Raw genomic sequence first — 24513 nt, forward strand, 5'->3', positions numbered from 1 at the left:
CGTGAATACCCGCCACAGCAGGGTCATTCACCACGAACCGCGAAGAGCCGGTTAAATTCCCCCACACGTCGCTGAGGGGCTGCACTCGTCGGCTTCCGTGGCGTCTTGAGGGGGAGGAGGGGGACCGATGTCGAACGCCGAGACCGGCACCATCACGACGCGGGTGCCTTCGCGACTCGACCGACTGCCCTGGTCCCGCTTCCACTGGCGAGTGGTGATCGGCCTGGGCAGCGTCTGGATCCTCGACGGTCTCGAGGTGACGATGGTCGGCAATGTCGCCGCCCGACTCACCGAGGACGGCAGCGGGCTGGACATCTCCGCCGCCCAGATCGGTATCGCGGGCGCCATCTACATCGTCGGTGCGTGCCTCGGTGCGCTCTTCTTCGGCCAGCTCACCGATCGGCTGGGCCGCAAGAAGCTCTTCCTCTGGACGCTCGTGCTCTACCTCGTCGCGACTGTCGCCACGGCGTTCTCCTTCTCACCCTGGTTCTTCTTCCTCTGCCGCTTCCTCACCGGCGCCGGCATCGGCGGCGAGTACGCGGCCATCAACTCCGCTATCGATGAGCTGATCCCTGCCCGGGTGCGCGGGCGGGTCGATCTGATCATCAACGGCAGCTACTGGCTGGGCTCGGCAGCGGGCTCTGCGCTGGCGCTCGTGCTGCTGAGCACAGCGTTCTTCCCCATGGATCTGGGCTGGCGTCTGGCCTTCGGCTTCGGCGCCGTGCTCGGCATCGCCGTGCTCATGGTGCGCCGTCACGTGCCGGAGAGCCCTCGCTGGCTGTTCATCCACGGCCAGGAGGGTGAGGCCGAGCGGATCGTCCGCGGGATCGAGGAGTCGATCGAGGAGGAGAAGGGCACCGAGCTGCCCCCGGCAGAGGACTCCCTCACCATCCGCCAGCGCACCAGCATCCCGTTCCGGGAGATCGCCGCCGTCGCGTTCCGGAAGTACCCGAAGCGCTCGGTGCTCTGCCTGGCCCTGTTCGTCGGGCAGGCGTTCCTCTACAACGGCATCACCTTCAACCTGGGCGTTCTGCTCTCCTCCTTCTACGGCGTCGGGGCGGCCCTCGCCCCGCTGTTCATCATCTTCTGGGCGCTGTCGAACTTCGCCGGTCCGGTGATCCTGGGCCACTTCTTCGACTCCGTGGGCCGCAAGCCCATGATCACCCTGGCCTATCTCGGCAGCGCCCTGGTGACGCTGCCGCTGGCCTGGGTGTTCCTCAGCGAGGCCGGCGGGCTCACCGCGTTCATGATCCTGTTGGTGATCACCTTCTTCCTGGCGTCTTCCGGGGCCAGCGCTGCCTATCTGACGGTGAGCGAGATCTTCCCGATGGAGACGCGGGCGCTCGCGATCGCCTTCTTCTATGCAGTCGGCACCGCGGTCGGTGGCATCGCCGGTCCGCTGCTCTTCGGCACCCTCATCGCGACCGGAGAGCGTGCGCCCGTGGCGATCGGCTTCCTCGTCGCCGCGGTCGTGATGTCACTGGGCGGCGTCGCCGAGCTGCTGTTCGGGGTCAAGGCCGAGGGCCAGAAGCTCGAGGACCTCGCCACCCCGCTCACCGTCCAGGACGCCGACGATGCGGAGGCCCCCGGCGCGGAGGGCGATGGCGCGCAGGCCGATAGTGCGCAGGGCGATGGTGTAAACGGCGATGACACCGGCGGCTCCTCCGGCCCGGGCCCGGGCCGGGAGCGCACCTGATGCCGGTGGGGTGCCTGGTCTTCGGCCATCGCCCAGCGTTCCGCGCCGAGGGGCGCACCATGCGTTGGGAGTGCGAGCGCGGCTGCGCGGAGGGTGGCGGCGAGAAGACCTACTCCACCGCGGCGGAGGCGGAGCGGTTTGCGGCGGCCTTCGACCGGCGCGGCGACGACGGGCTCGGGAAGAACGCCCCCCTGCTCGGCATGTTCCCGCTGCGGATCTGGCAATGGCTGCGCCGCCGGGGCGGGCCCGAGGGCTGAATCGTCGGCGTCCGACGTAGACCGATTGTCGGAATCCGCCTCAGTCAGTCGGCGTCCGCCTCAGACTGATCATCGGCGTCCCTCTCAGGCCGTCGGCGGCTCGAGCAGGCGGGAAGGATGAGCGGGCGCGGAGGAGTGCCAGGACTGGGTGCGCTCGTAGGTCTCCCAGCCCATCGCGACGTAGAGGCCGTCGGCGCCGGTGGGGGAGTCGTCGTCGACCTCGAGGTCCACGTGGGTGCGTCCACGCTCGACGGCGTCCTGGATCGAGGCGTTCAGCAGTGCTTTCGCGATGCCGTGGCCGCGGGCGGAGCGGTGCACTCCCAGGTACTCCAGGTAGGTGCCCTCGCCCAGGGTCTCGGTCGCCGGGATCACAGCGGCGACCAGGCCGCCAGCAGGCAACCAGACCCCGCCGCGGTCGATCTCGGCGATCCACCAGTGGTCCCATCCCGCCTCCTCGGGGTTCTCGATGAGTCGCTGGACGAACTCGGCGAAGGACTCCCGGTAGGAGTTGAAGTGGTCCGCGAAGGACTCCTCGAGCATCCGGTGCACGGTGCGCACGTCCTGCGCGACAGGCAGGCCGGATTCGTGGCGGTGGACCTTCCTCACCCGAGTGCCCTCTCGTGGCGCGGGAAGTCCGGGCAGCTCGGCGGGGTCCACGGGGCGTCGCATATGCAACCAGGTGCGCACCATCGAGTAGCCCGCAGCGGTGAGGAGCCGCCCGCGGTCGGTGTCCAGTTCGTTCGCGTCGGCGTCGAGCTGTGTGCGCTCCACCCCGCGTGCTCGGGCGAAGGACCCGCCCACCTCGACCGCCCAGTCCAGCAGCGCGGCGGCCAGGGCGTCCCGTTCGGGGGCGTCCTCGGCGATCACGAACTGGACGTTGGTGCGGCCGGTGGCGCGGTCCTCCAGAGCCACCCAGGCGAGCGGGTCCTTATCGAGCGAGGGGGATCCATCAGCGGCGACGGGCACCACCACGACCTCGCGGCGCGCCCAGGACTTCAGCCCCACCATGCGCGAGCGCATCCCCGCCTCGTCGGCCACCCCACCCGGGGTGTGGCGACGGATGTCCGCGGTGACCAGCGCGACGACTGCAGGAACATCGGCCTCGATCGGCACCCGGGTGGTCAGTCGACCCTCCAGGGCTGCGGGCATCGTGGGCGGGAAGTGATCGGTCAGCAGCATCCGTCCATCTTTTCACGATTCGGCCTGGGGCCGCGGAGCGCGGTGCTTCGCTCAGCGCTCGTCGGCCGTGACCGACTCCCGGTCCTGGGCGGAAGAGGCGGCGCCGCCATCGCCAAGCTCGCCCGCGTCCGCAGCCTCGAGCTGCTCCGGATCGATCACGGGGATCGGCCCGGTGCGCGGGTGCGAGTCCTGCGGCTCGGTGCCTGTGCCGCCGAGCTCGGCGGCCGCGTCGGCACCCGGCTGGGAGGCGAACTCGTCCGCGGACTCGACGGTCTCGCGCAGCGGCACGTGCTTGATGAACAGTGAGAGCACCAGCGCTATCACTGCGAAGGGCACGGCGGTGAGGAACACCATGTGCATCGCCTCGCCCATGCCCATGCGGATCGGCTCCACGAGGATCTCGGGCAGCTCCGAGAGCGCGGAGGGATCCAGCGCCGCGTTCTCGAGGCCGGAGACGTCCGCGCCGCCGGAGGCCTGCAGGGCGGCGAGGTCCTCTGCGGGCAGCGCTGCGATCTGCTCGGTGATCGAGGTGGACATGGAGGCGGTCATCACGGTGCCCAGCACCGCGATGCCCACGGTCGAGCCGATGTTGCGGAAGAACTGGATTGCGGCGGTGGCGGTGCCGAGCTCGCGACGTGCCACGGCGTTCTGCACGATCAGCGTGTACACCTGCATCGACAGGCCGAGTCCCAGACCGATCACGATCATGGCGAGGGTGAGGTGCCACTGGGTGTCGCCGTACTCGAGGGCGACCAGCAGGACGTAGCCGATCACCATGATGATGCCGCCGACGATGAGGAACGGACGGTAGCGGCCGGTCTTCGAGATCAGCAGGCCCACGATGATCGAGGTGAGGATCATCGCGACGGACTGGGGGATCAGGATCATGCCGGAGGCGGTCGCGGAGACGCCCATGACGCCCTGTGCATAGACCGGGATGTAGATGATCGCGCCGAACATCGCCACGGCGATCGCGAAGGAGGCCGCGACCGACAGGGCCACGATCGGCCGCAGCAGCAGCTGCATCGGCAGCAGCGGCTCCTCGACCTTCGTCTCGATGATCACGAAGGCGATGAGGAAGGCGGCGGCGATCGTATACATGCCCAGGATCACGGGGGAGGTCCAGGCGAAGTCGCCACCGCCCCAGGTGGTCGCGAGCAGCGCGATGACCAGGCCCGGCGTGAGGGTGACGATGCCCCAGTAGTCGATCTTGCCGTGCTGATCGGCCTTCTCCAGGTGCAGGAACTTCATGATGAAGACGAAGGCGGCGATCCCGATCGGGAGGGTCAGGTAGAACAGCCAGCGCCAGCCCAGATGGTCGGTGACGACGCCTCCGATGAGCGGCCCCGCGATCGAGGTCACGCCGAAGACGGCGCCCATGATGCCCTGGTACTTGCCACGCTGACGGGGCGGGATGATGTCGCCGATGATCGTCTGGCTCAGCGGCATCAGGGTGCCCATGCCCAGGCCCTGCACGGCGCGGGCGAAGACCAGGAACCAGAAGCCCTCCGCCATGCCGGCGAGGGCCGAGCCGACCATGAACACGGCCAGGCCGCCCAGGTAGAACCAGCGGCGGCCGTAGAGGTCGGAGAGCTTGCCGACGACCGGCACGGACACGGCCGACACCAGCATTGCGGCGGTCGCGATCCAGCTGTAGTGCTCGATGCCGCCGAGCTCGCCGACGATGCGGGGCATCGCGGGGCCGACGATCGTCTGCGAGAGGGACGCGACGAACATGCCGAGCATGAGGCCGACGAAGACGAGCTTGCCCTGTCGGTCCAGGCCCGTGAAAACGGGGGCGGTGCTCGGGCCGGAGGGCGGCGTGGTGGCGGGTGCTGTGCTCATTGAGCTCCTCGGGACAGTGATGTGCTGACGGAATGATGGAGAGGGCGCCGGCGGGCGTCCGATGGTCGTAGCGCGTCACTGGGCCTCGACGGGAACACCCTATCCAACTGTTGCAGTCAATGCACTATTTCACTGAGTGCAGATTTTGTGATCTGTCGGACCTACGATGGTCCGGTGAACGAGTTGACCGATACCGATCAGGGCCTGGGACTGCGCGAGCTGAAGAAGCGCCAATCCCGCATCGCCATGCACCGTGCCGCCCTCGAGCTGGTGAGCGAGCACGGGCTCGGCGGGGTCACCGTCGAAGCGATCGCCCATCGTGCCGGGGTCTCCACCCGGACCTTCTTCAATCATTGGTCCACGAAGGAATCCGCGATCATCGGGGTTCTCAGCGCCGGGGACGACGAGATCGCGGAGCGGCTGCGCTATCTGGCCGAGGAGCAGGGGCCGCAGCAGGCGCTGCGCACGGTGATGCGCGAGGCGATCTCCTCCGCGCCCATCGATGCCGGGCTGCGAGAGCTGAAGAAGCAGGTCATGGCCAAGGAGCCGCGGCTGCATTCCCTCTCCACCGGCAACCTGCACCTGGTGCAGACCGAGATGGTCGAGGCGCTCGCGGCGGTCCTCGAGGGGGAGGACGCCCAGGAGCGGGCGATGCTCGCCGTGCAGATCGGCTTCGCCGTCACCCGTACCGCTTTCGCCGTCTCGATGTCGCGCGGGATCGATCTGGGGACAGCCTTCGACGAAGTGCTGGACCGCTACGACGCGGCCGACGGGCCCTTCTGACCGCGGAGAGAGCCGAGTCTCGCGCGTCAACGCATCAACGCGTCACGCACCGGGCGTCATGCGCGAGGCGTCACGCGCCGGGTCTCACCGCACCAGGCGCCCGTGCCCGCTCTCCCAGCCGCGGCCGTCCGCCAGCCGCTCGGCGACCAGGCGCTCGAGCCGTGTGCGGCGTGGCAGGGCGGTGACCTCATAGGGCGGGCGTTCGCCGAACACGAAGAAGGCCGCGCCGTCGTCGGAGCGCTCATAGGAGAGCCGCTCCCAGCGGCCCGCGAACGCACCGAGGTTCGAGTTCGCGCCGAGCTCCTCGGTGAGCAGCGGGTTCACCAGCCAGGAGTCGCAGAGGAACTCATGGCCGAAGGGCGCCGTGTCCGACGGGCGCGCGGTGTCGAGATCGGCGTAGTGGGTGGTGAAATATGCCGTCGCCTGATCGAGGGACTCGTCGACCGCGGCGGGTTCCAGCGGCCCGGTGGCGGGGATGTGGGCACCGATGACCCAGCGCTCGTGCGTCGTTCCCTTCTCGGTGCGATGCAGGTCGAACTGGAGGCGGCCCAGGTGCACCAGCCGCCCTCGCCAGTTCAGCGCCATCCATGCCAGCTGGTGCAGTCCCAGCCTTCCGCTGCTGCGGCGATGGACCCGCATCTGCTGGCCGAGATCCGCGAGCACGTGCCAGTACTGCTCGGCGCTCAGGCCGCGCTCTCGGTGCCAGGCTCGCACCGTCGACGTGCTCACCACGAGCGCGAGGATCGAGAGCAGGCCCTCCCCGGGGGCGAGACGCTGCTGCAGGAGGTTGTGGCGTTCCTCCAGAGAGCCGAGATCAGCCGCGGGCGGCTCGAGCCCCGCGCTCGCCCGCAGCAGGTTCGCGGTGCGGGTGACCTCCGTCAGGATCTCCTGATCCGCCATGGCCGGGGCGATCAGAGCACGGAGCTCGGCATGGTCTTGGCCGGTGATGCCCAGCCGCTCGAGCAGTGCTGGCGTCGAGGGAGCGCTCAGCATCTGGGCGACAGCCGCCGGTGGCAGCTCGTCGGTGGCGCGGACGGCCCGCGGCGGATCGCCGAGGACCTCGAACTGGGCATCACAGCGATCGGTCATGCGCACACGGTAGCGCTCACTGCCCACCGGATGTGAGCTGGGCCGCTACGATTCCAGGGTCGAGACCACGCACCCGTCGGCCTGCGCCGACGCAGGAGGAGCCAGAGCATGAGCACCCAGACCCCTGAGACCCCTGAGACCTCTGGCGGCACCGCTGCGGAGCTCAGCCCGTCGGCCGTCGCGATCCGTGACGCCTACGCCTTCGCAGGCGGTCGGATCCACCTCGGCGCGATGATCGAGGGGGAGACCCCGAACCCCGCTGTGGCAGTGAACCTGTCGGTGGGGATGCTGAACCGTCACGGACTGATCGCCGGCGCCACCGGCACCGGCAAGACGCGCACCCTGCAGGTGATCGCCGAGCAGGCCGCGCACGCCGGAGCCTCCGTGTTCGTGGCAGATATGAAGGGTGACCTCTCCGGCATCGCCGTGCCGGGGGAGGCGTCCGAGAAGCTGTCCGCACGCGCCGCTGCACGCGGCCAGGAGTGGATCTCCCGCGCCGCCCCGACCGAGTTCTTCAGCCTCGGCGGCCAGGGCGAGGGAGTGCCGATCCGCACCACCGTGAGCACCTTCGGGCCGGTGCTGATGTCCAAGGTGCTCGAGCTGAACGAGACCCAGGAGAGCTCGCTGGGCCTGATCTTCCACTACGCGGACAGCCAGGGACTGGGACTGCTGGACCTCAAGGATCTGCGCGCCCTGATCCAGTTCCTCACCTCTGACGAGGGCAAGGGTGAGCTCAAGGGCATCGGAGGGATCTCCACCGCGACCGCCGGCGTGATCCTGCGCAGTCTGACCGCCTTCGAGGCCTCCGGGGCGGATGTCTTCTTCGGCGAACCCGCCTTCGACACGGAGAAGCTGCTGCGCAAGGCCGAGGATGGCACGGGGATCATCTCCTGCCTCGAGCTGCCGGGCGTCGCCACCCGACCCGCCCTGTTCTCCACCTTCATGATGTGGATGCTCGCCGAGCTGTACCAGGACCTGCCTGAGGTGGGCGACCTCGAGGTGCCCAAGCTCGTGTTCTTCTTCGACGAGGCGCACCTGCTGTTCAAGGACGCCTCCAAGGCGTTCCTCGATCAGGTCGTCCAGACCGTGCGACTGATCCGTTCCAAGGGCGTGGGCGTCTTCTTCATCACCCAGACTCCGAAGGACGTCCCCGGCGATGTGCTCGCCCAGCTCGGCAACCGGGTCCAGCATGCGCTGCGCGCCTTCACGCCCGACGATGCCAAGGCGCTCAAGGCCACCGCCAGCACCTTCCCCACCTCCGACCACGACCTGGTCGAGGTGATCCCAGCGCTCGGCACCGGCGAGGCGATCGTGACCGTGATGAGCGAAGACGGCGCCCCCACTCCCGTCGCGATCACCGCAGTGCGCGCGCCGGAATCCTCGATGGAACCGGCCGGTGCGGAGGTCATCTCCGCTGCAGTGAAGGCCTCACCGCTCGCTGCGGAGTACGGGACCCCGGTGGATCGGGAGTCCGCGTACGAGATCCTCACCGCACGCGCCGAGAAGGACGCGAAGGCCCTCGAGGAGGGGGCCGATGACGGCGCTGAGCAGGGGGTGAAGGGATCCACGGGTTCGACCTCGTCACAGCCGAAGGCGCAGAACAAGAAGGACGAAGGCGGGTTCTTCGAGAAGCCGGCGGTGAAGTCATTCCTCCGCTCCGCCGGCACCGTGCTGGGCCGAGAGATCACCCGCAGCCTGTTCGGTACGAAGCGCCGCCGCTGAGCAGTCGGGTCAGCCGAGGCTCGCTTGTCGCAGCACCTGTCCCGGCGCGGCACCGGCCTGTCGCAGCACCGGCCCATCGCAGCAGGCCCGGAGATGACGAGAGGAGATGACGAGAGCCCCCGGCATCTGCCGGGGGCACTCGGTGCATCAGGTCCTGTGAGGACCGGGATCAGACGGAGTTCAGATCACTTCTTGCCCTGGTTACACCGGACGCAGGAAATGGTCACTGACCAGCAGTGATGCTTCCGCAGAATTGGGCCGTGCATCTACCGTGCAACACAGGGACGAAAGCGCCCACCCGGTGACTCACCACCGGATGGGCAGACGCACACCTGAGAAAGAGGCACGCGCCATGCACGAGAGTACCGTCCCCACCCGCCTCCCCCTAGAGGGCGGCCCCGTGATCGACGTCGACCCCACCGGCGACCACCTCGAGGTCACCATCACATGCGCCGGCCGTGCCCGCGCCGGGATCGCCCTCACCCGGACAGAGGCTCGCCGCCTCGCCACCGCCCTCTTCGATGCCGCGGCGCCCAGCTTCGCCGACAGCGACCCCTCCGAGGTCGCCGAGCACGTCACCGCCGTCAACACCGCCCGCCAGGCGGTGACCCTGTGAGCGCCGTCAAGGCGTGCAGCAAATGCGGCGAGGTGAAGCCGCTTGAGGACTACGGGCGGAACAGTCGCGCCTCTGACGATCTCTTGGCAGAGTGCAGGGCGTGCAAGAGCGCCCGGAACCGGGCCTACTACGCCCGGAACGCCGATGCCGAGCGTGCACGGAACCGTGAGCGGTCCAAGTCGTCGGCGGGGCGAGCATGGCGCGCCCGATACCGCGCCGAGAACGCCGAGCATGAAGCGGAGACGAAAGCTCTCTACGTTGCCCGGAACGCCGATGCGGTCCGCGAGCGAAAGGCACGGCACTACCTAGAGAACCGGGAACAGTACGCGGCCTCGTCGGCTCGCTACCACGCCGAGAATCCCCATCTGCTGTGGGAGTCCGGCTACCGGGCCCGCGCCCGCAAGCTCGGTTTCGATCCGGTGGTCGAGCGTTTCACCCGCGCCGAGCTCACAGCCCGTTACGGCGACGCCTGCGCGCATTGCGGAGGCCCGTTCGAGCAGCTGGACCACTACCCGGTGTCAGTGTCACGCGGCGGCGCACACACGCTCGAGAATGCGCGTCCATCCTGCGCTGACTGCAACCTCACGTCCTGGAAGGGCACTGAAGACGCACAGCAGGCCGTCTGAGACGCCTACAGGCTCACCAGCGGGCATCCCTCACTGGCGGGCCGATAGGCGCTCTCAGGCGCTCACAGCGTGCTCTCTCTACGTCACACGCCGCCCGAGGCATCGGGCATTCAACAGACGGCGGCTATTGAAGGAACCTCACGAATCGCCCTGAGCCGGGGCGGCGTACCCGAAACGCGATCGGGACGATGAACGATTAGCGGTCTGCCGATTCGGTAGGGCGCTACTTGTGCTACCAGTCGTAGGCGGTTCTGAGGTCGGCGGGCTTGTGTGGCGGGGCAGGGGACCAAGCAAAGGCGACCCGTAGGGTCCCGTCAGCAGTGGCACGCGCAGCGTGGGCAGTAGACCCCACCCACCGTCGTCCTCGCCGCGTGAACCCATGGATCGACCCCACCCCCTCCGATCCCATGGAACGGTTGACGATCGGTCCCCCCCGCGACGTGGACAGTGTGGACGGTTGTCCACGTGTCTGCCGCAGTTTCGGGGGGTCCGTGCGGGGTGCCCGATCTGTTGACCAGGCAGGATGCAGGACGGGCGCGGTGGACGGGCGGGTGTGCCGTGGACGGTTGTCCACATGTCCACATGTCCACGTGATGCCCAGCGGTCAGGCGGCGACGGGCTCCCGCTCGAGGATCTGCCGGACGGTGGCCGGCCACCACTTCCCGCCCTTCGCGGTCGGCACTCCCTCGGCGGTCATGGTCTCCGCGATACCTGCGAGGGTGAGCCCCTCGGCGCGCAGTTCCCGCACCCGCGCCTCTGTCTCCGCTGCCAGGACTCGGGGTCGTCCGCCGTTGCGCATCCGCTCCCGGGACGCTGCCGGCATCTTCGCCATGGCCGCGATGGTCCGTTCACGGATCCGTCGGCGCTCCATCTCGGCGAACGTGACGGTCACCTGTGCCATGGCGCGCCCGGTGATCGAGGTCGTGTCCACTCCGAGGTCGAGACAGACGATGCCCCAGCGCTGGGCCTCGGCGTCCTCGAGCCAACGGGAGAAGTCGGCGACGGAGCGGGAGAGGCGGTCGAGCTTGGACACGGCGAGCACGTCGGCGCGGCCTGCCTTGAGGTCTGCGAGGGCGGCGGCGAGGATCGGCCGGCCCTTGAGGCTCTTCGCGGAGGCGGCGTCTTCGCGGCGCAGCTCGAGGTCCCATCCGTGGCGTGCTGCCTCGGCGGTCAGCTCCGCAATCTGGACTTCGGGGCCGATGTCCTGTTTGTCGGTGGAGACGCGGACGTAGCCGATGACGCGGAGGGTGCTCATGCCCCCAATATACATATGGGGTCCCCGTTTTGTATAAGTTTAGGGGGAGGGGATGCCGTCTACCCCGTCACGCAGCCCCTGCGCGTACCCCGTGAGGCGGGCGCGGGTCATCCGGTCCACCTCGTCCTCGCCGTCCTCGGGAACAGCGGTCATCATCCGGTCGATCTGGTCAGCAACTTCGAGCGGGTCGGGCGTCCGGTCGGTCATCTGCTCATCCTTGCATCGCGTACGGGAAGGGAATGGCCCGCCCCGGGGTGGAATCCCACGAATAGCCCCAGGGACGGGCCGGTCAGTGCGCGGCGTCCAACCGCATTGCGTCTAGTCCTCGAGCTTCACGCCGCGGGACCCGAGGACCCGGCGCAGCATCGCTAGCTCGCCGTCGATCCGGGCGGCTTGCACATCGGACAGGGACTCATCGAGCGCCGCTTCCGTGAGCTTGAGCTGCGCGTAGATCGCCTGCCACGTGTCGAGCCATTCCGCTTCCGTGAACCTCTCCCATGCGGCCGCGTCTTCGCTCATGCCGTGATCCTCTCGCATCATCGGGCCGCGCCGAGACGGGCACGGACATTCCATCCGTAGGTCGGCTCCTCGGGCTCCTGCTCAGCCTCGGCCCGCTCCTGCTCGATCGCCGCGGCCCGCTGCGTCTCCGCTGCCGTGGGCAGGCCGGCGTTACGGCGGGCATCGACGTACTCGAGGACGTAGGCGGGCACGTTGCCCCGTTCCGCGGGCGGGACCTCTCCCCGGTCGAGAGCCCCCGTCATCCGGTTGACGCTTGCCTCGTGATCCCAGACTGCACCTTGGAGGGACGCAGCACGGCTCGCCTTCACCGATGCGCCGGGCGTGCGCTCGAGCCGGTCAAGGTCGTCGAGCGTCACGGGCCGGTAGTCGGCACCGTCGAGCTCGGAGACCTTGCCTAGCAGTGCGTCGAGCTTGCGGCGGTGCTCGGCGTGGGCTTTCTGCGCGGTACGCAGCTCGGCCTTCGCGTCCTCGAGGCCGGCGCGCACCACGTCCTCGAGCGCGTTCACCTCGGCCGCGGCGGCGACCTTGCGGCCCTGCTCAGCGGCGCGGATCTTCCCCGCAGCCCTCGAGTACGTGTCGGCGTACTGGTCGAGCTCTGCCGGGTCGGCGGGTGCCGCCTGCTCGGCCTTCGCCCTGTCGGCCCGCGCCTGTTCGATCGCGTGGTCCCATTCGTTGATCTTGCCTCGTGCGGCCTCGAGGGCCTGTCGTGCCTTGTCCAGTGCGTTCGCCACGGCTACTGCTCCTTGCTGGTCGGTTTCTTCGGTTCTGAGATGGGGACCGGTCGGCCCCCGGGTGAGGGTTTCGGGCGGGGCTTCCGCCTGGTCATCGCCGCTGCTCGGAGACGGCCACGTACTCGCCCACCTGCCCGCGGTACACCTTCGGCGCGGTCGTCGTCCGTGCCTCCGTGGTCAGGGCGGGACGCGGTGCGAGGCGCTTCCGCTCACTCGCCAGGGTCTCCGCTACGGCGTCGAGCTGCTGAACGGGGTAGCGGTGCCGGGTCCACGCGGCAGACAGTTCCCGGCGCACGTGCTCCTCGGCCGTCGCCTGCGACTCGCCCAGGCGGGACACGTAGAGGCTTGCGAGCTCGGCCTCTTCCCCGCGGCGGGAGTAAACCTCTCGGCGGTGCCACTCGGCCCGCCACGGGTGCGCGTCGGACTCTCCCACGATCCTCTCGGCCTCGGCGCGCTGTGCTTCGGTCACGTCGACCGCGCCGAGCGTGATCGCCAGCGCTGCCTGTGCCCGTTCGCCCACCGGGGCGTTCCGGATCGACTCGTGCACGATGCTCGAGTCTGTGCTGGTGGGGTCTGGTGCAATGCCGAGGTCTCGGCGGTAGTCGGCTTCCGTGTAGTCACTCATGCTGTGATCCTCCGATCCGCCACGAGGCGGTCTAGGTCGTCTGCGTCGACGGACCATCGGCCCGTCCTGTCCTGTCGCCCGGTCAGGTCCCCGGCGCTTAGCAGTTGACGCACGCGCCGCTCCCCGACTTCGAGGGCCGCAGCAGCGGCGCGCACGTCAACCTCGCTATGGAATCCACTCGGAGGGCCGAGCGGTCCCGATTCTGTCGAGTCCAGCCCGGCGAGCACTTCCGCGGTTCCGAGGTCGGCAGGGATCGGGCGGTCGACGGCCTCGAGGCGCTGCTGTTCGGATTCGCGCAGGTCTGCCACGCCGTTACGGATCGAGGCCGCGATGTCCGGGCGTCCCCGTTCCGTGTATCCCCGGATCGAGTCGTCTACACGGTCGCGAACCATGGCCCACACCCATGCGGCCGCGTACCCGTCGAGGTACGCGCCGAGCGGGCGCCGGCCCCTCGGGAGCAGCTGCCCGGTCATGCTCCACCACCGATCTTCCGCAGCTCGAGGACCATCGCGGCCTCCGCGGCCTCCCGCTGCCCCGTAGACAACCCAGCAGCGTCCAGACCGACCCGGAGCACCCTCGCAACCTGTTCGCCCTGCTGTGCGCTGATATGCGTGAGGCGCGTGTCGAGGTCAAGGCGGGCCACGAGCTCGAGCACCTTCGCGGTGCGGTCCATCGCACGCTCGAACAGCACCACGTCGGCGCGTACCTGGTCGCCGCCCATGCCGGTCGCGCTCGAGTAGCCGTCCAGGGACTCCACCCGTTCGCGCAGCACGCGCTGCCAGGCGACGGCATCCCCTGCGGTGGTCAGCATCTCCCGGTACACGTCGGGGAGGGTCAGCGGCCCGCGTGCGTCGGTCAGGCGGGCAACCTCCCGTGTCGCCTCCTGCTCCGCGAGGCGGCGCTCGGAGGCGGCGAGCACGTTCGGGATCTTGCCGCCATGGCTTGCACAGACTCGCCCGCCTCGCATCGGGGGACGCCCGCACTGCTCGCCGGCACGATTCTTTGCCTTGCATCGCTTCGGGTCAGTCACTGGTGCACCTCCTCGAGCTCGTCGGCGATGTCGTGCAGCCGGTCCGCGACCCTGCGCAGGTACCGGCCCGGGATGAACACGGCCACCCCGCCTGCGCGGAGCTTCGCTCCGGGTACTGCCGATGGGGTGCCGCGGTCCCATGTCCAGCGGAGGACTCGGGGCGTGGGGCGGCTCATAGCAGCCCGTCCTCGAGTCGATCCGCGATGCCGTGCAGCTGATCGGCTACACGTCGCAGGTACCGGGCGGGGACGAATACGACCCTGTCCTCAAAGCGGATCTTCGCCCCGGTCATCTCGCCGATGGTTCCGGCGCTCCATCGCCAGAGACGCACGTGGGGTCCGTGGTGCCTCATCGCGCACCCCCTCGGCGGTGCTGCCGTTCCCGGGCGGTGTACCCGCCCCAGACACCGAACGTCTCGGCCGCGGCGTCGGCGTAGGTGTCGCAGGCATCGAGGACGGGGCAGGACATGCACGCGGCGGCGGCTCTGTTCTGCTGCTGGTCGGTGCCGGTCCAGCGGTCCCGGCCCGCCCCAGCGCACGGGGTGGGACCGTCCGCGAGGATCTGCCGGTGCAGGCACTCCCAGGCGTCCAGGGCGTGGGCGGGGACTGCGAACGTGTTGCCGCTCATCCCTCCACCTCCTGCCGGCGGGAGACCACACCCGCCATGCGCACCAGCCGATAGGGCAGATCCGAGACGGGCCGGAGAGAGGCACCGTGAAACTGCACCAGCGCCCGCCCCTGCTCGTCCCACGCGACGACGGGAAGATGGTCATGGAACGTGCGTCCGGTGCTGCTCGTCCACTCGATGACTGCTGCCATACGTGGGTTGCTGTTCGGGATCATCGGGTACTCCTGGGGAGGGGTGTGGACATGTGGACATGTGGACACGTGGACGGGGCCGGTCCGCAGAATCCAGGGATTGTCAGCGGCTCTCGCCTCTCTGACCTGGGGTGACGTTTCGGCGAGGGGTGTGGGCCTGCGGCGGAGGTGTGGACAGTTGTCCACGTTGTCCACATGTCCGGAGAGGTCAGCACGGGTACACCTCATTGCCGGAGCGCTCGAGCTGCCCCGCGTCCATCGCCCTACCGATCGCCTCGGAGAGAGACGAGCGGTCACGTCCTGCAAGCCGTCGGTTCAGTTCGCCTTCGGTGATCCCGTCGGGATTGGCTCGAGCGTGCTTCACGATCAGAGACGCGATCCGATCCAAGCTCTTCTCTCGCAGCGTCTCCCGTGCCGTCACGCGGGCGTCGGCCCGCTCGGCATCCGCGAGCCCCTGCGTCCGTGCCCGCTGCCGTTCGATGTCATCAAGCGCGGAGACACACACGGCACGGGACTCATCGGACTTGAGCATCACGTACCCGGCGAGACGCCAGTCGTCCCGGTTCACGGACTGCCGGCCGTCGAGCACGCCGAGCGCGGCGGCGACCTTGAGCCGGGTCTGCATCGCGTGTCCGTCCAGCGGGTCAGCGTCCCCGCGGAGGGTCGCCACGCGCTTCTCACGGATCGCCTGTGCGGCTTCGGCGGGCACTTCCATGTCCCACGGCCCGGACGGCCACGGGATCGTCGGGAGCCGGTACGGGGCCGGCTCGGCGGCGTCCAACGTCACGTCAGGGTCAATCGTGGGGAGCCAGACGAAACGCTGTGGAGTCCCCCCGTCAGCATCGCGCAGGAGAGTGCCGGATCGGCCAGGCTGCACCCCGGCGATCATGCCGAGCCGGTACGTGTGCGGCTCGAGGATGACGGATTTCTCGGTCGCGGCGTAGGTCGATCCGAGCTGTTCGCCGGAGTACGCGGCGCGTAGCTGGGGCATGAGAGTTGAGCCGGTCCGCTGCCCCTGTGCTCCGAGATGGTCGATCTCTGAGACCTCGAACAGAATGCTCGTGTTGACCATCCTGGTGATGGGCAGGCGCTCCCCGTTGACCTCTTCCGTCTCCCTCGTGGCGAATGCCCTCACGAGACCTTCCCCGGACCCGAGAGGCATCACGGGGAACGGCTGAATGATGGTCACGGCTTCGGCGGCGGCGCGCATAGCCGCGCCCTTCCCTGCACCGGACGCACCGACCAGGGCAACAAACAGGTTCAGCGATGCCCTGCCACCGATGAGGGGAGGCAAGGTCACGTTCGCGGGAACCGTGGCGAGGGAGCGCAGCAGGACGGTGCCGAGCACTGCCCACGGCGAGGCGAGGCGGGCACGGGCGAATGCGTGAATGCTTGCGAGGTGCGGGCGTGCCGTCCATAGCTGGTCCGGTCCGTCCACGGTCTCGGCGGTCATCTCTGCCTCGAGGGCGAACAGATCCGAGCTCATCGGCGCACCTCCCCGCGGAGTCGGTCACTCTCGGCGTACACGCGGGCCATGCCGCGCATCCCGTCGGGGTGCTTCGGGAGGGGTCGGGTATCGAGGTAGGACCCCCAGGGTGCGGCGGGCGGCTTGCCGTACTCCCGCCAGATCGCGGGGGGACTGTCAGGGTCCATGAGGGGTCCGTGCAGCATCGCCAGGCCACCGTCAACGGGTGCGGGCGTCTGGTGCAGATCATGGCGTGCGCGGCTAGACTGGGCCTTACGTGCCGCCACAGCACTTCTAGCCGCTCCGGGTCCGCCTCCGGGGCGGCGCTGCTGTTCTAGAGCGGTCATCGCGCACCCCCCGACTTCGCGGAGGGGATCGGGACCAGCAGTGCGTCGACTTCGTTGAGGTCGATCCGAATAGCGCGCTTCCCGACCCGGTATCCGGTGAGGTCGCCGGCCGCGATCATGCGGCGCACGGTGACGGTGCTCATTCCGAGGTGGTCGGCGACGCCTTCGACGGTTGCCCAGCGGGGGAGGGTCGAGCTCATCGGTTCACCCCCTGACGGATCAGGGCGGCGAGGTGGTCGCGCTGCTCGTCGGTGAGGGGTGGGGCGTCGGCGGTGATCTTGCCGATGCTCGCCTCGAGCTTCGCGGCGGCGAGGTCTCGGCGGGCGTCTTCCGCGTCATCGGCGCGGCCGTACCGTGTGGCGAGGGCGAGGCGGGATCTTGCCTTGAGGATAGGGGTGGACATGAAAGCAGCTCCACAGAAACAGTGCGCACTCAAGCGCGGATTTCTGGGAGCTGGACATGGCTACGATCCCCGGATGGGGAACCCCTGGTGTGGCAGATTGAGGCTCTGCTGCTGGCCTTGCCCTGATCTTACTACATCACGTAGTGGTAGCGGACCAGTGAACCTGTGGAGGCCACGGCCTGCGCCCCTGAGCAGCCGCAATCTCCCGCCGATGCCGGTAGTCCTCCAACGCCCGGAGCATTGCGTCATCCAGAAACTCGGGGTCTCTCCGCGTCGGCTTTCCGCACTCCCGGCATTCAATCTCCCAGCGCAGCGGCGCGGCCGCGTCGGCGTCGTCAGTCTCAGGGACCACGGTCTGCACCGGCCTGTGCTTCCGACCCTGGCGAACCTCGATCCACCATCGGGCATTGTCGTGACGCTTGAGCCTCATCTCAGCGCCCGTGTCGTGCCACCGGCCCCCGATGCTGCACTGGACCCGCGTCCAAGGTGCTTTCCCCTCGGGGTGCCACTCGTCCAGCAGCCGCCACGTCTCCACCGGGTACCGGCTCGGCGTGAACGGGAGCCCCGTCACCGTACTGTCCTCGAGCACTGGCAGGACCTCGCCGGCCGCTAGTGCCCTACGCCGCTCCTCCTCGAGGTCGGCCCGCGCCTCTTCCCATCGCTCACTCATCGGTCGTCGTCTCCTCGTCGGTCTTGCCTGCTGCTGTGATCGCGGCGCCCAGCGCGTCCGCGATGCTCTTATCCCGCACCTTCGCCGCGTGCTGATAGCGGATCGCCACGGTGGGGGAGGTGTGCCCCAGCCGCGCCATAAGCTCCCGCACCGTCGCGCCAGTGTCCGCGGCAAGGGTCGCGCCCGTGTGTCGGAGGTCGTGCGGCTTCACGTCCTCGAGCCCCGCAGCCTTCGCAGCCGACCGGAAATGCCCACCCCACGTGCTGTAGGCGACCGGCCGCGCCGGATCGGAGGCCATAGGGAAGAGCAGCCCCGCGGCCCCAGGGGCGGCGTGCTCTGTGATGTGGTCGCGGATCATGCCGTCGAGCTCTGCCGGGTAGTGCACGTCCCGGACGCTGCTCGCCGTCTTTGTCGGCCCAATGGGCGTGCTGCCTCCGATCTTCGCGGATGCCGTCCCCCGCACTTTCACGACCTGTGCGCTCCGGTCCACATCGCGGCGGCGCAGTGCCAGCACCTCCCCGGGGCGCAGCGCGCACATGGCCGCGAGCATGACGGCGAGCCGTTCTGTGTCGGGCATCTTCGCCGCGAGCGCCGTCACCTCGGGGACCGTGAGGGCGTGCCCTTCGCGTGCCGTGCGATAGTCGGCCGCGCCTCGCACACGGACAGGAGAGTCGGGGATCTTCCCCTCGGCCACGGCATCGCGGAACACTCGTCCGAGGACTGTGTACGCCTGTGCGCGGGCGGCGGGTTTGCTCTCGGGGAACGTGGCGACCCAACGGCGCACGGCGGCGGGCGTCACCTGGTGGAGCGGGGTCGCGCCGAAGGTGGGCAGGATCCATCGTCGGATGGACGCCTCGTAGTTGTACCGGGTGCGATGGCTGACGTTGAGCGTGGTCTTCCAGCTCTCTACGTACTCGCCGACGGTCGTGTCGTCGGGCTTGCCGCGCCAGGTGCCTGTCTCGAGGGCGGCGCGCTGGACGCTCAGCCATGCGTCGGCGTCGATCTTCGCGGTGAACGTCTCGGGTGCGTTGACGCGCTTCCCGTGGGGGTCGAGGTAGGACGCCTGCCACCGGCCGGAGGGGAGCTTGCGGAGTGCGCCGAAGGATCGGCGGGTGCGTTGTTTCCGGGATGCCACGGGGCCGGCCCCTTCCTGTGCAACATGCGTGCGATACACACAGCCTACTCGTGACTACTCAAGTTCACTTGTGACTGTCGCACGTGTCATGCTAGGTTCAGCATGAACAGCCTGTTTGCGCAGGTGGGACCGGCCCCGGTCTTTCGGATCAGCTCACTTCTTGCCCTGGTTGGCGACGGCCTCCGCCGCGGCCTTCGCAGCGACCGGGTCAAGGTAGCGGCCGCCCTTCTCGACGGGCTGGAAGTCCTCGTCCAGCTCGTACACCAGCGGCTGGCCGGTGGGGATGTTCAGGCCGGAGATCTCTTCGTCGGAGATGCCGTCGAGGTACTTCACCAGTGCGCGCAGCGAGTTGCCGTGGGCGGCGATCAGCACGGTCTTGCCGTCGACGAGGTCAGGCTTGATGCCCTCCTCCCAGTACGGCAGGAAGCGCTCGACGACATCCTTGAGGCACTCGGACTTGGGCAGCTGATCACCGAGACCCGCGTACTGCGGGTCCTGGTCCTGGCTGAACTCGGTGCCGAACTCGATCTCGGGCGGCGGCGTGTCGTAGGAACGACGCCAGGCCATGAACTTCTCCTCGCCGTACTTCTCACGGATCTCGGACTTGTTCATGCCCTGGAGCGCACCGTAGTGACGCTCGTTCAGGCGCCAGTCGCGCTTGACGGGGATCCAGTGGCGGTCGGCGGCGTCGAGGGAGAGGTTCGCGGTCATGATCGCCCGGCGCTGCAGCGAGGTGTGCACGACATCGGGGAGGATGCCGGCCTCCTTCAGCAGCACGCCGCCGTTGGCGGCCTCAGCCTCACCCTTCTCGGTGAGGGCTACGTCCACCCAGCCGGTGAACAGGTTCTTCGCATTCCAGTCGCTCTCGCCGTGGCGGAGCAGCACGAGTGTGTAGGTCATGGTCACAGCCTAACGGCGCGGGGGAGCGGGCGCAGTTCCTGCCCATCGGTTGCCCGCCTCGCCGGGCGCGGGGCGGACGCTACGCTCGATCCCATGCTCAGCACTGCTCCCGGCGCCCTCGCCGACGTCCCCGTCGTCCTGCTCGATCTCGACGGCACGATCGTGGACTCCGGACCCGGCATCTTCGCGGCGCTCGGGCACGCCTTCGCGGCCTGCGACGAGCCGCTCCCCGAGCCCGCCGTGCTGCGCACCTTCATCGGTCCGCCGTTGACGACCTCCTTCCGCGGCGTGCTCGGGATGAGCGCCGAGCGCGCGGAGCAGCTCCGCCTCGCGTATACCGAGCACTACCAGTCCCACGGCCTGCTGGACGCGTTGCCCTATCCGGGGATCCCGGAGCTGCTGGACGGACTTGCGGCGTCCGGGCGCACCGTCGCGGTCGCCACCAACAAGCCGGAGACCACGGCGCGGCGCTTGCTCGAGCACCAGGGCCTCGGGGACCGCTTCGCGCTGATCGGCGGCACCGACCGCGCCTCGGGCAGGAGCGACAAGGCGGCGGTGATCGGCAGCGTGCTCGAGCGCCTGGGTCTCGCGGCCGGGGCGGCGGGCAGGGCGCGGACCGTGATGATCGGTGACCGGATCCACGACGCCGAGGGCGCCTCGGAGCACGGCGTGCCCGCGCTGCTGGTCGGCTGGGGATACGGAGGGCCCGTCGAGCAGGCGGCCGACGTCCCACGGGTCGCGACCGTCGCCGAGCTGTCTGCACTCCTGATGGGCTGAGCCCTCGTGCGGGCGCTCAGGCCTCGAGCAGGATCGTGAAGGGGCCGTCGTTGGTGAGGCCCACGCGCATCATCGCGCCGAAGCGGCCGGTCGCGACGGTGACGCCGCGCTCGCGGATCGCCTCGACCACCTGTGCGACGAGCGGTTCGGCGACGGGCCCCGGGGCCGCGCCGCTCCAGGAGGGCCTGCGCCCCTTGCGCACATCGGCGTAGAGCGTGAACTGGGAGACCACCAGCACCTGCGCCCCGGCATCGAGCACCGAGCGCTCGCCCTCCAGGATGCGCAGCTCGCAGATCTTCCGGGCGATCGTGGCCACCTGCTCGGGCCCGTCCTCGTGGGTGACCCCGACCAGCACGAGGAGGCCTTCGCCCTCGATCGAGCCGACCACCTCACCCTCGACCTCGACCTCGGCACCGTCGACTCTCTGGAGCACTGCACGCATGCCCCGATGGTCGCACAGGGGAACGCGTTGCGGAGGCTGGCGCCAGATCCTGTGGTCAGCCGGACGGATCAAGTCTGGCCAGCCGGGAAGGATCTGGTCAGCCGGGAAGGATCGAGTCGATCCTGCGCTCCTGGGTGGGGGAGTCGTCATCCCCGTCGTGCTGCTGACCGCGGGAGGGGTCCAGCGGGGGCAGCGGCTGGGTCGCCGGAAGGTTCCTGGGCGGGGGTGCGGAGCGAGGGGGAGGAGGGCCGGTGTGCTCGAGCGGGGCGGAGAACTGCGGCGGGGCAGACTGCTGCCACGGTGACGAAGGGTTCTGCGGCACGCCATGACGTGGCGCTGGCTGCTGAGATGCCGGCTGCTGCGACGCGGGTTGCTGCGGCCCGGCGTGCGATGGCGCAGACCGTGGAGGCGCGAACTGCGACGACCCGGACTGCGGCGGTGCTGACTGCTGAGGTGCCGAATGTGTGGGCATGGTCTGCGGGGGCGCCGACTGCTGTGCGGAGGCGGACATGCCCTGCTGCGGAGCGACGGATGGGCGCGATGGGACCTGCGCCTGGGCCTGCTGCTGCGACTGCTGCTGGGCCTGCTGAGGCGCCGGCTGCTGCCCGGTCGGGGCGGGGTCCGGGGCGGGAGCCTGACGCACTCCCGTCGGCCCATGGGTGGGCGGGACCGGCTGCTGGGGCTGGGAAGGGGACCCGGGGCCCTGTACGACCGGTCCTCCCGCAGCGGTAGCGGCGTCCCTGCGACGCTGCTCTGCCCGGCGGGCCTCGGTGACCCACTCCTCGGCGACGCGCACGATCGCTTCGGTGGCGGCCTCCCAGGCGGCCTCCTGCTGCCGGTGCGGGCCGGTGGCCAGGGACAGCACCACGCCCGCGGAACGCAGTGCGACCTCGGTCGGATCCACCCGCTCAGCGAACACCTCATGCCAGGTGCGGATGGCCTCCTCGACCCGCTCCTGCATGGCGCGGTCGATGCGCCCGGCGTTGCCGTAGTCCGCCAGGACGCTGAGATGGGCGAGCAGGCAGGCGAGATCGTCGGCCCGACGGCCCGGACCCACGGTGTCGATGTCGAGCAGGCCCACCACCTTGCCGTTCTCGACGAATACCTGAGCTTCGTAGAAGTCGCCGTGCACCACATCGTGCGGGCGCATGTCCATGCGCTGCTCGAGTGCTGTCAGACCCTCGCGGATCGCTCGTACCAGCGCATCCAAGCGGGGGCCGAGGGCGGGGACGGCGGAGCTGACGATCCCGGCGTAGAACTCCACGGAGTCGGTCCACGGCGGGCGCAGCGGGAGGGAGTACATCGAGGCGGGGAGCCGATCGACGAGGGCCACGAGGTCCTCGGCCCGGCAGGCGCTGACGCCTTCGTCGATCACCGCACGGGCCAGCGGACGGCCGGGGAGCTCGGCGAGGACCACGAGCCCGTTGTGGTGGGCGATCACCTCGGGAACCGGCACTCCTGCGGCCAGCAGACGGTGATGGCGGTCCACGATCTCTCCGCTGCGATGCGGCTGCATGACCTTGAGGAAGACGGCGCGTTCGCCCTGCGAGGCGCGCAGCACGGCGCGACGCCCGGGGCGATAGGACACCACGTCGATCGCGATCGGCACCGACGGGTCGCTGCCGATCGGCGCGCCGAGATCGCGCAGGGTGCGGCCGACGATGTCGGGGTAGCAGACCTGCGGCAGCATCGGCAGCCAGGGATCGTGCGGATAGCGCCATACGCGAACGTTGATGTCCCCGTCGGTCATCACCAGGGTCTGCTCGGCGACGTAGAGGTTCTTCTCGCGCTCGCCGATATGCGCGCTCGCCCCGAACAACTCCTCACGTGCAGGAGCCTGCGGTCCGTCGAGCTCAGGCCAGGAGACCATCGTCCGGTACAGCGCCTTGGTGCTGCGTCCGGGGCGGTGGTCGACGTGGTCGAGCTGCCAGCTGTGCAGCACTCCGCCGGAGTTGCCGACGGCCGAGCGGAGGAGTCCTCCCGCGCCGGGCCCGGTGAGGAGCTCGGAGCCGTCCTGCGTGTGTGACATGGGCGATTCATTCTTGTCATGAGGTCATCAGGCGACAGCGCCTACGATGCTTTCATGGCTGATCGTACCGATAACCTCACCAGCGGGAACCTTCTGGGCATTCCCGAGACCCGACTGCCCGACGACTTCGTCGATGTGCAGGTGGCCGAAGAGCTCGTCGAAGGTGAGCCCCGGGACATCGCCGCCCGGCATCTCGAGTCGCCGCTCGCCTGGGCGACCCTGGCCGAGGATGCGCTCTCCGACGGTGATGACGTGGCCGCCTACGCCTACGCCCGCACCGGTTACCACCGGGGTCTGGATGCGCTGCGCAAGTCCGGCTGGCGCGGCCAGGGCCCGATCCCGGCCTCGCACGCGCCCAACCGCGGCTTCCTGCGTGCCCTGGCGATGCTGGGGGAGACCTCCCGTCGGCTCGGCGACGAGGCCGAGGCGGATCGGGTGACCGCCTTCCTGCGCGAAGCCGATCCGACGCTGCTGGGCTGATGTCCCCGAGCCTGCGCGGCAGAGAACGCGGCAGTCAGCAGGGGCCGTCCGGATCTGCTTGGTAGGATCCTCGCGGTCCTGTGCGCTCCCTGCGCCGCAGGCCCCCGTCAGTCCGTCCTCGTCCTCCAGGAGTCGCCATGCCCGCCGTCGTGATCGTCGGAGCCCAGTGGGGTGACGAGGGGAAGGGCAAAGCCACCGATCTCCTCGGTGAGCGGGTCGACTACGTCGTCAAGCCCAACGGAGGCAACAACGCCGGGCACACCGTGGTGGTGGACGGCGAGAAGTTCGAGCTGAAGCTGCTCCCCGCCGGCATCCTCTCGCCGCAGGTCACGCCCGTGATCGGCAATGGTGTGGTGGTAAATCTCGAGGCTCTGTTCGAGGAGATCGGGATGCTCGAGTCGCGCGGCGTGGACGCTTCGCGGCTGCGGATCAGCGCCAACGCCCACATCGTTGCGCCCTATCACCAGACGCTCGACAAGGTCACCGAGCGCTTCCTGGGCAAGCGCGCCATCGGCACCACCGGGCGGGGCATCGGTCCTGCGTACATGGACAAGATCGGCCGTCTCGGCATCCGTGTCCAGGACCTCTACGACGAGTCGATCCTGCGGCAGAAGATCGAGGGCGCACTGCGCCAGAAGAACGAGCTGCTGGTCAAGCTGTACAACCGGCGGGCGGTCGAGGTCGACGAGATCGTCGAGAACCTCCTGTCCTATGCCGAGCGCCTGCGCCCGATGGTGGTCGACGCCACGTTGGTGCTGAACGACGCGCTGGACCGGGGCGAGGTGGTCCTCATGGAGGGCGGCCAGGCCACCTACCTGGACGTCGACCACGGCACCTATCCGTTCGTCACCAGCTCCAACCCGACCGCGGGCGGTGCCTGCACAGGCACCGGCATCGGTCCCACCCGCATCGACCGGGTGATCGGGATCGTCAAGGCGTACACCACCCGTGTGGGCGCCGGGCCGTTCCCGACCGAGCTGTTCGACAAGTGGGGCGAGTACCTGCAGACCACCGGGGGAGAGGTCGGCGTGAACACCGGCCGCCCCCGTCGCTGCGGCTGGTACGACGCGCTGA

Annotated in this window: 31 protein-coding genes; 9 read left to right on the forward strand and 22 right to left on the reverse strand. The window is 69.2% G+C overall.

Annotated features, from left to right (window positions below; all coding sequences use genetic code 11):
- The first annotated feature begins 127 nt into the window (after window positions 1-127).
- Together ACTH43_RS15415 and ACTH43_RS15420 are read left to right on the forward strand one after the other, a co-directional pair.
- A complete protein-coding gene (locus ACTH43_RS15415; protein ID WP_441445782.1) occupies window positions 128-1696 on the forward strand; it encodes an MFS transporter in 1569 nt (522 codons plus the stop codon).
- 59 nt (window positions 1697-1755) lie between these two features.
- A complete protein-coding gene (locus ACTH43_RS15420; protein ID WP_441445783.1) occupies window positions 1756-1953 on the forward strand; it encodes a hypothetical protein in 198 nt (65 codons plus the stop codon).
- Window positions 1954-2037: 84 nt separating this feature from the next.
- Here the strand turns inward: ACTH43_RS15420 and ACTH43_RS15425 are convergent, their stop codons facing one another.
- On the reverse strand, window positions 2038-3132 hold the full coding sequence (locus ACTH43_RS15425; RefSeq protein ID WP_441445784.1) for a GNAT family N-acetyltransferase: 1095 nt from the start codon (window positions 3130-3132) through the stop codon (window positions 2038-2040).
- Between the two features lie 51 nt (window positions 3133-3183).
- Window positions 3184-4977, reverse strand: a complete 1794-nt coding sequence (locus tag ACTH43_RS15430) for an MDR family MFS transporter (RefSeq protein WP_441445785.1) — start codon at window positions 4975-4977, stop codon at window positions 3184-3186.
- Window positions 4978-5151: 174 nt separating this feature from the next.
- On the opposite strand from ACTH43_RS15430, the gene ACTH43_RS15435 reads away from it, so the two are divergent.
- Window positions 5152-5760 carry a TetR/AcrR family transcriptional regulator gene (locus tag ACTH43_RS15435; protein WP_441445786.1) on the forward strand — a complete coding sequence of 203 codons (609 nt, stop codon included), beginning with the start codon at window positions 5152-5154 and terminating at the stop codon, window positions 5758-5760.
- Between the two features lie 84 nt (window positions 5761-5844).
- Here the strand turns inward: ACTH43_RS15435 and ACTH43_RS15440 are convergent, their stop codons facing one another.
- On the reverse strand, window positions 5845-6849 hold the full coding sequence (locus tag ACTH43_RS15440) for an acyltransferase domain-containing protein (protein ID WP_441445787.1): 1005 nt from the start codon (window positions 6847-6849) through the stop codon (window positions 5845-5847).
- Between the two features lie 108 nt (window positions 6850-6957).
- Here ACTH43_RS15440 and ACTH43_RS15445 point away from each other — a divergent pair, with 108 nt between their 5' ends.
- The 3 genes from ACTH43_RS15445 to ACTH43_RS15455 all read left to right on the forward strand — a co-directional run bounded on the left by ACTH43_RS15445 (window position 6958) and on the right by ACTH43_RS15455 (window position 9813).
- On the forward strand, window positions 6958-8571 hold the full coding sequence (locus ACTH43_RS15445; RefSeq protein ID WP_441445788.1) for a helicase HerA-like domain-containing protein: 1614 nt from the start codon (window positions 6958-6960) through the stop codon (window positions 8569-8571).
- A 352-nt stretch (window positions 8572-8923) separates the two neighbouring features.
- Window positions 8924-9187 (forward strand): hypothetical protein, encoded by a 264-nt coding sequence (locus ACTH43_RS15450; RefSeq protein ID WP_441445789.1) that lies wholly within the window; start codon window positions 8924-8926, stop codon window positions 9185-9187.
- Window positions 9184-9813, forward strand: a complete 630-nt coding sequence (locus tag ACTH43_RS15455) for an HNH endonuclease (RefSeq protein ID WP_441445790.1) — start codon at window positions 9184-9186, stop codon at window positions 9811-9813. Before ACTH43_RS15450 ends, ACTH43_RS15455 begins: the two co-directional genes overlap by 4 nt.
- A gap of 604 nt (window positions 9814-10417) precedes the next feature.
- Here the strand turns inward: ACTH43_RS15455 and ACTH43_RS15460 are convergent.
- The 17 genes from ACTH43_RS15460 to ACTH43_RS15540 all read right to left on the reverse strand — a co-directional run bounded on the left by ACTH43_RS15460 (window position 10418) and on the right by ACTH43_RS15540 (window position 19711).
- Window positions 10418-11068, reverse strand: a complete 651-nt coding sequence (locus tag ACTH43_RS15460; RefSeq protein ID WP_441445791.1) for a recombinase family protein — start codon at window positions 11066-11068, stop codon at window positions 10418-10420.
- Between the two features lie 39 nt (window positions 11069-11107).
- Window positions 11108-11275, reverse strand: a complete 168-nt coding sequence (locus tag ACTH43_RS15465; protein WP_441445792.1) for a hypothetical protein — start codon at window positions 11273-11275, stop codon at window positions 11108-11110.
- A 111-nt stretch (window positions 11276-11386) separates the two neighbouring features.
- Window positions 11387-11587 carry a hypothetical protein gene (locus ACTH43_RS15470; RefSeq protein ID WP_441445793.1) on the reverse strand — a complete coding sequence of 67 codons (201 nt, stop codon included), beginning with the start codon at window positions 11585-11587 and terminating at the stop codon, window positions 11387-11389.
- A 17-nt stretch (window positions 11588-11604) separates the two neighbouring features.
- On the reverse strand, window positions 11605-12318 hold the full coding sequence (locus ACTH43_RS15475; RefSeq protein WP_441445794.1) for a hypothetical protein: 714 nt from the start codon (window positions 12316-12318) through the stop codon (window positions 11605-11607).
- 91 nt (window positions 12319-12409) lie between these two features.
- On the reverse strand, window positions 12410-12943 hold the full coding sequence (locus ACTH43_RS15480) for a hypothetical protein (RefSeq protein WP_441445795.1): 534 nt from the start codon (window positions 12941-12943) through the stop codon (window positions 12410-12412).
- Window positions 12940-13416, reverse strand: a complete 477-nt coding sequence (locus ACTH43_RS15485) for a hypothetical protein (RefSeq protein WP_441445796.1) — start codon at window positions 13414-13416, stop codon at window positions 12940-12942. The genes ACTH43_RS15480 and ACTH43_RS15485 overlap by 4 nt, the downstream gene beginning before the upstream one ends.
- Window positions 13413-13862, reverse strand: a complete 450-nt coding sequence (locus ACTH43_RS15490; RefSeq protein ID WP_441445797.1) for a hypothetical protein — start codon at window positions 13860-13862, stop codon at window positions 13413-13415. Before ACTH43_RS15490 ends, ACTH43_RS15485 begins: the two co-directional genes overlap by 4 nt.
- Window positions 13863-13969: 107 nt before the next feature.
- Window positions 13970-14149: a hypothetical protein gene (locus ACTH43_RS15495; protein ID WP_441445798.1), complete on the reverse strand. Its 180-nt coding sequence runs from the start codon at window positions 14147-14149 to the stop codon at window positions 13970-13972.
- A gap of 172 nt (window positions 14150-14321) precedes the next feature.
- The gene (locus ACTH43_RS15500) at window positions 14322-14600 is read right to left on the reverse strand and encodes a WhiB family transcriptional regulator (RefSeq protein WP_441445799.1); all 279 of its coding nucleotides are present in this window, start codon (window positions 14598-14600) and stop codon (window positions 14322-14324) included.
- A complete protein-coding gene (locus ACTH43_RS15505) occupies window positions 14597-14815 on the reverse strand; it encodes a hypothetical protein (protein ID WP_441445800.1) in 219 nt (72 codons plus the stop codon). Before ACTH43_RS15505 ends, ACTH43_RS15500 begins: the two co-directional genes overlap by 4 nt.
- A gap of 184 nt (window positions 14816-14999) precedes the next feature.
- Complete coding sequence (locus ACTH43_RS15510) at window positions 15000-16277, reverse strand: hypothetical protein (protein ID WP_441445801.1); 1278 nt, start codon at window positions 16275-16277, stop codon at window positions 15000-15002.
- A complete protein-coding gene (locus ACTH43_RS15515) occupies window positions 16274-16444 on the reverse strand; it encodes a hypothetical protein (protein ID WP_441445802.1) in 171 nt (56 codons plus the stop codon). The genes ACTH43_RS15510 and ACTH43_RS15515 overlap by 4 nt, the downstream gene beginning before the upstream one ends.
- A 155-nt stretch (window positions 16445-16599) precedes the next feature.
- On the reverse strand, window positions 16600-16803 hold the full coding sequence (locus ACTH43_RS15520; RefSeq protein WP_441445803.1) for a helix-turn-helix transcriptional regulator: 204 nt from the start codon (window positions 16801-16803) through the stop codon (window positions 16600-16602).
- A complete protein-coding gene (locus tag ACTH43_RS15525; protein WP_441445804.1) occupies window positions 16800-17006 on the reverse strand; it encodes a hypothetical protein in 207 nt (68 codons plus the stop codon). The genes ACTH43_RS15520 and ACTH43_RS15525 overlap by 4 nt, the downstream gene beginning before the upstream one ends.
- Before the next feature lie 136 nt (window positions 17007-17142).
- The gene (locus tag ACTH43_RS15530) at window positions 17143-17676 is read right to left on the reverse strand and encodes a hypothetical protein (RefSeq protein ID WP_441445805.1); all 534 of its coding nucleotides are present in this window, start codon (window positions 17674-17676) and stop codon (window positions 17143-17145) included.
- The gene (locus tag ACTH43_RS15535; RefSeq protein WP_441445806.1) at window positions 17669-18811 is read right to left on the reverse strand and encodes a tyrosine-type recombinase/integrase; all 1143 of its coding nucleotides are present in this window, start codon (window positions 18809-18811) and stop codon (window positions 17669-17671) included. The genes ACTH43_RS15530 and ACTH43_RS15535 overlap by 8 nt, the downstream gene beginning before the upstream one ends.
- A gap of 153 nt (window positions 18812-18964) precedes the next feature.
- Window positions 18965-19711, reverse strand: a complete 747-nt coding sequence (locus ACTH43_RS15540) for a phosphoglyceromutase (RefSeq protein ID WP_441445807.1) — start codon at window positions 19709-19711, stop codon at window positions 18965-18967.
- A gap of 93 nt (window positions 19712-19804) precedes the next feature.
- Here ACTH43_RS15540 and ACTH43_RS15545 point away from each other — a divergent pair, with 93 nt between their 5' ends.
- On the forward strand, window positions 19805-20488 hold the full coding sequence (locus ACTH43_RS15545) for an HAD hydrolase-like protein (protein WP_441445808.1): 684 nt from the start codon (window positions 19805-19807) through the stop codon (window positions 20486-20488).
- Between the two features lie 16 nt (window positions 20489-20504).
- Here ACTH43_RS15545 and dtd read toward each other — a convergent pair whose 3' ends face one another.
- Together dtd and ACTH43_RS15555 are read right to left on the reverse strand one after the other, a co-directional pair.
- Complete coding sequence (gene dtd, locus ACTH43_RS15550; protein WP_441445809.1) at window positions 20505-20930, reverse strand: D-aminoacyl-tRNA deacylase; 426 nt, start codon at window positions 20928-20930, stop codon at window positions 20505-20507.
- 97 nt (window positions 20931-21027) lie between these two features.
- Window positions 21028-22959, reverse strand: a complete 1932-nt coding sequence (locus tag ACTH43_RS15555; protein ID WP_441445810.1) for a phosphotransferase — start codon at window positions 22957-22959, stop codon at window positions 21028-21030.
- 54 nt (window positions 22960-23013) lie between these two features.
- Between ACTH43_RS15555 and ACTH43_RS15560 the strand changes: the two genes are divergently transcribed.
- Both ACTH43_RS15560 and ACTH43_RS15565 read left to right on the forward strand, forming a co-directional pair.
- Window positions 23014-23439, forward strand: coding sequence for a DUF3151 domain-containing protein (locus ACTH43_RS15560; protein ID WP_299300168.1), 426 nt, complete (start codon window positions 23014-23016; stop codon window positions 23437-23439).
- 137 nt (window positions 23440-23576) lie between these two features.
- Window positions 23577-24513, forward strand: a 937-nt coding sequence (locus tag ACTH43_RS15565; RefSeq protein WP_441445811.1) for an adenylosuccinate synthase, incomplete at its 3' end; no start/stop codon positions are given.

It is taken from the genome of Brachybacterium sp. (assembly GCF_052095815.1).
Lineage (GTDB): Bacteria > Actinomycetota > Actinomycetes > Actinomycetales > Dermabacteraceae > Brachybacterium.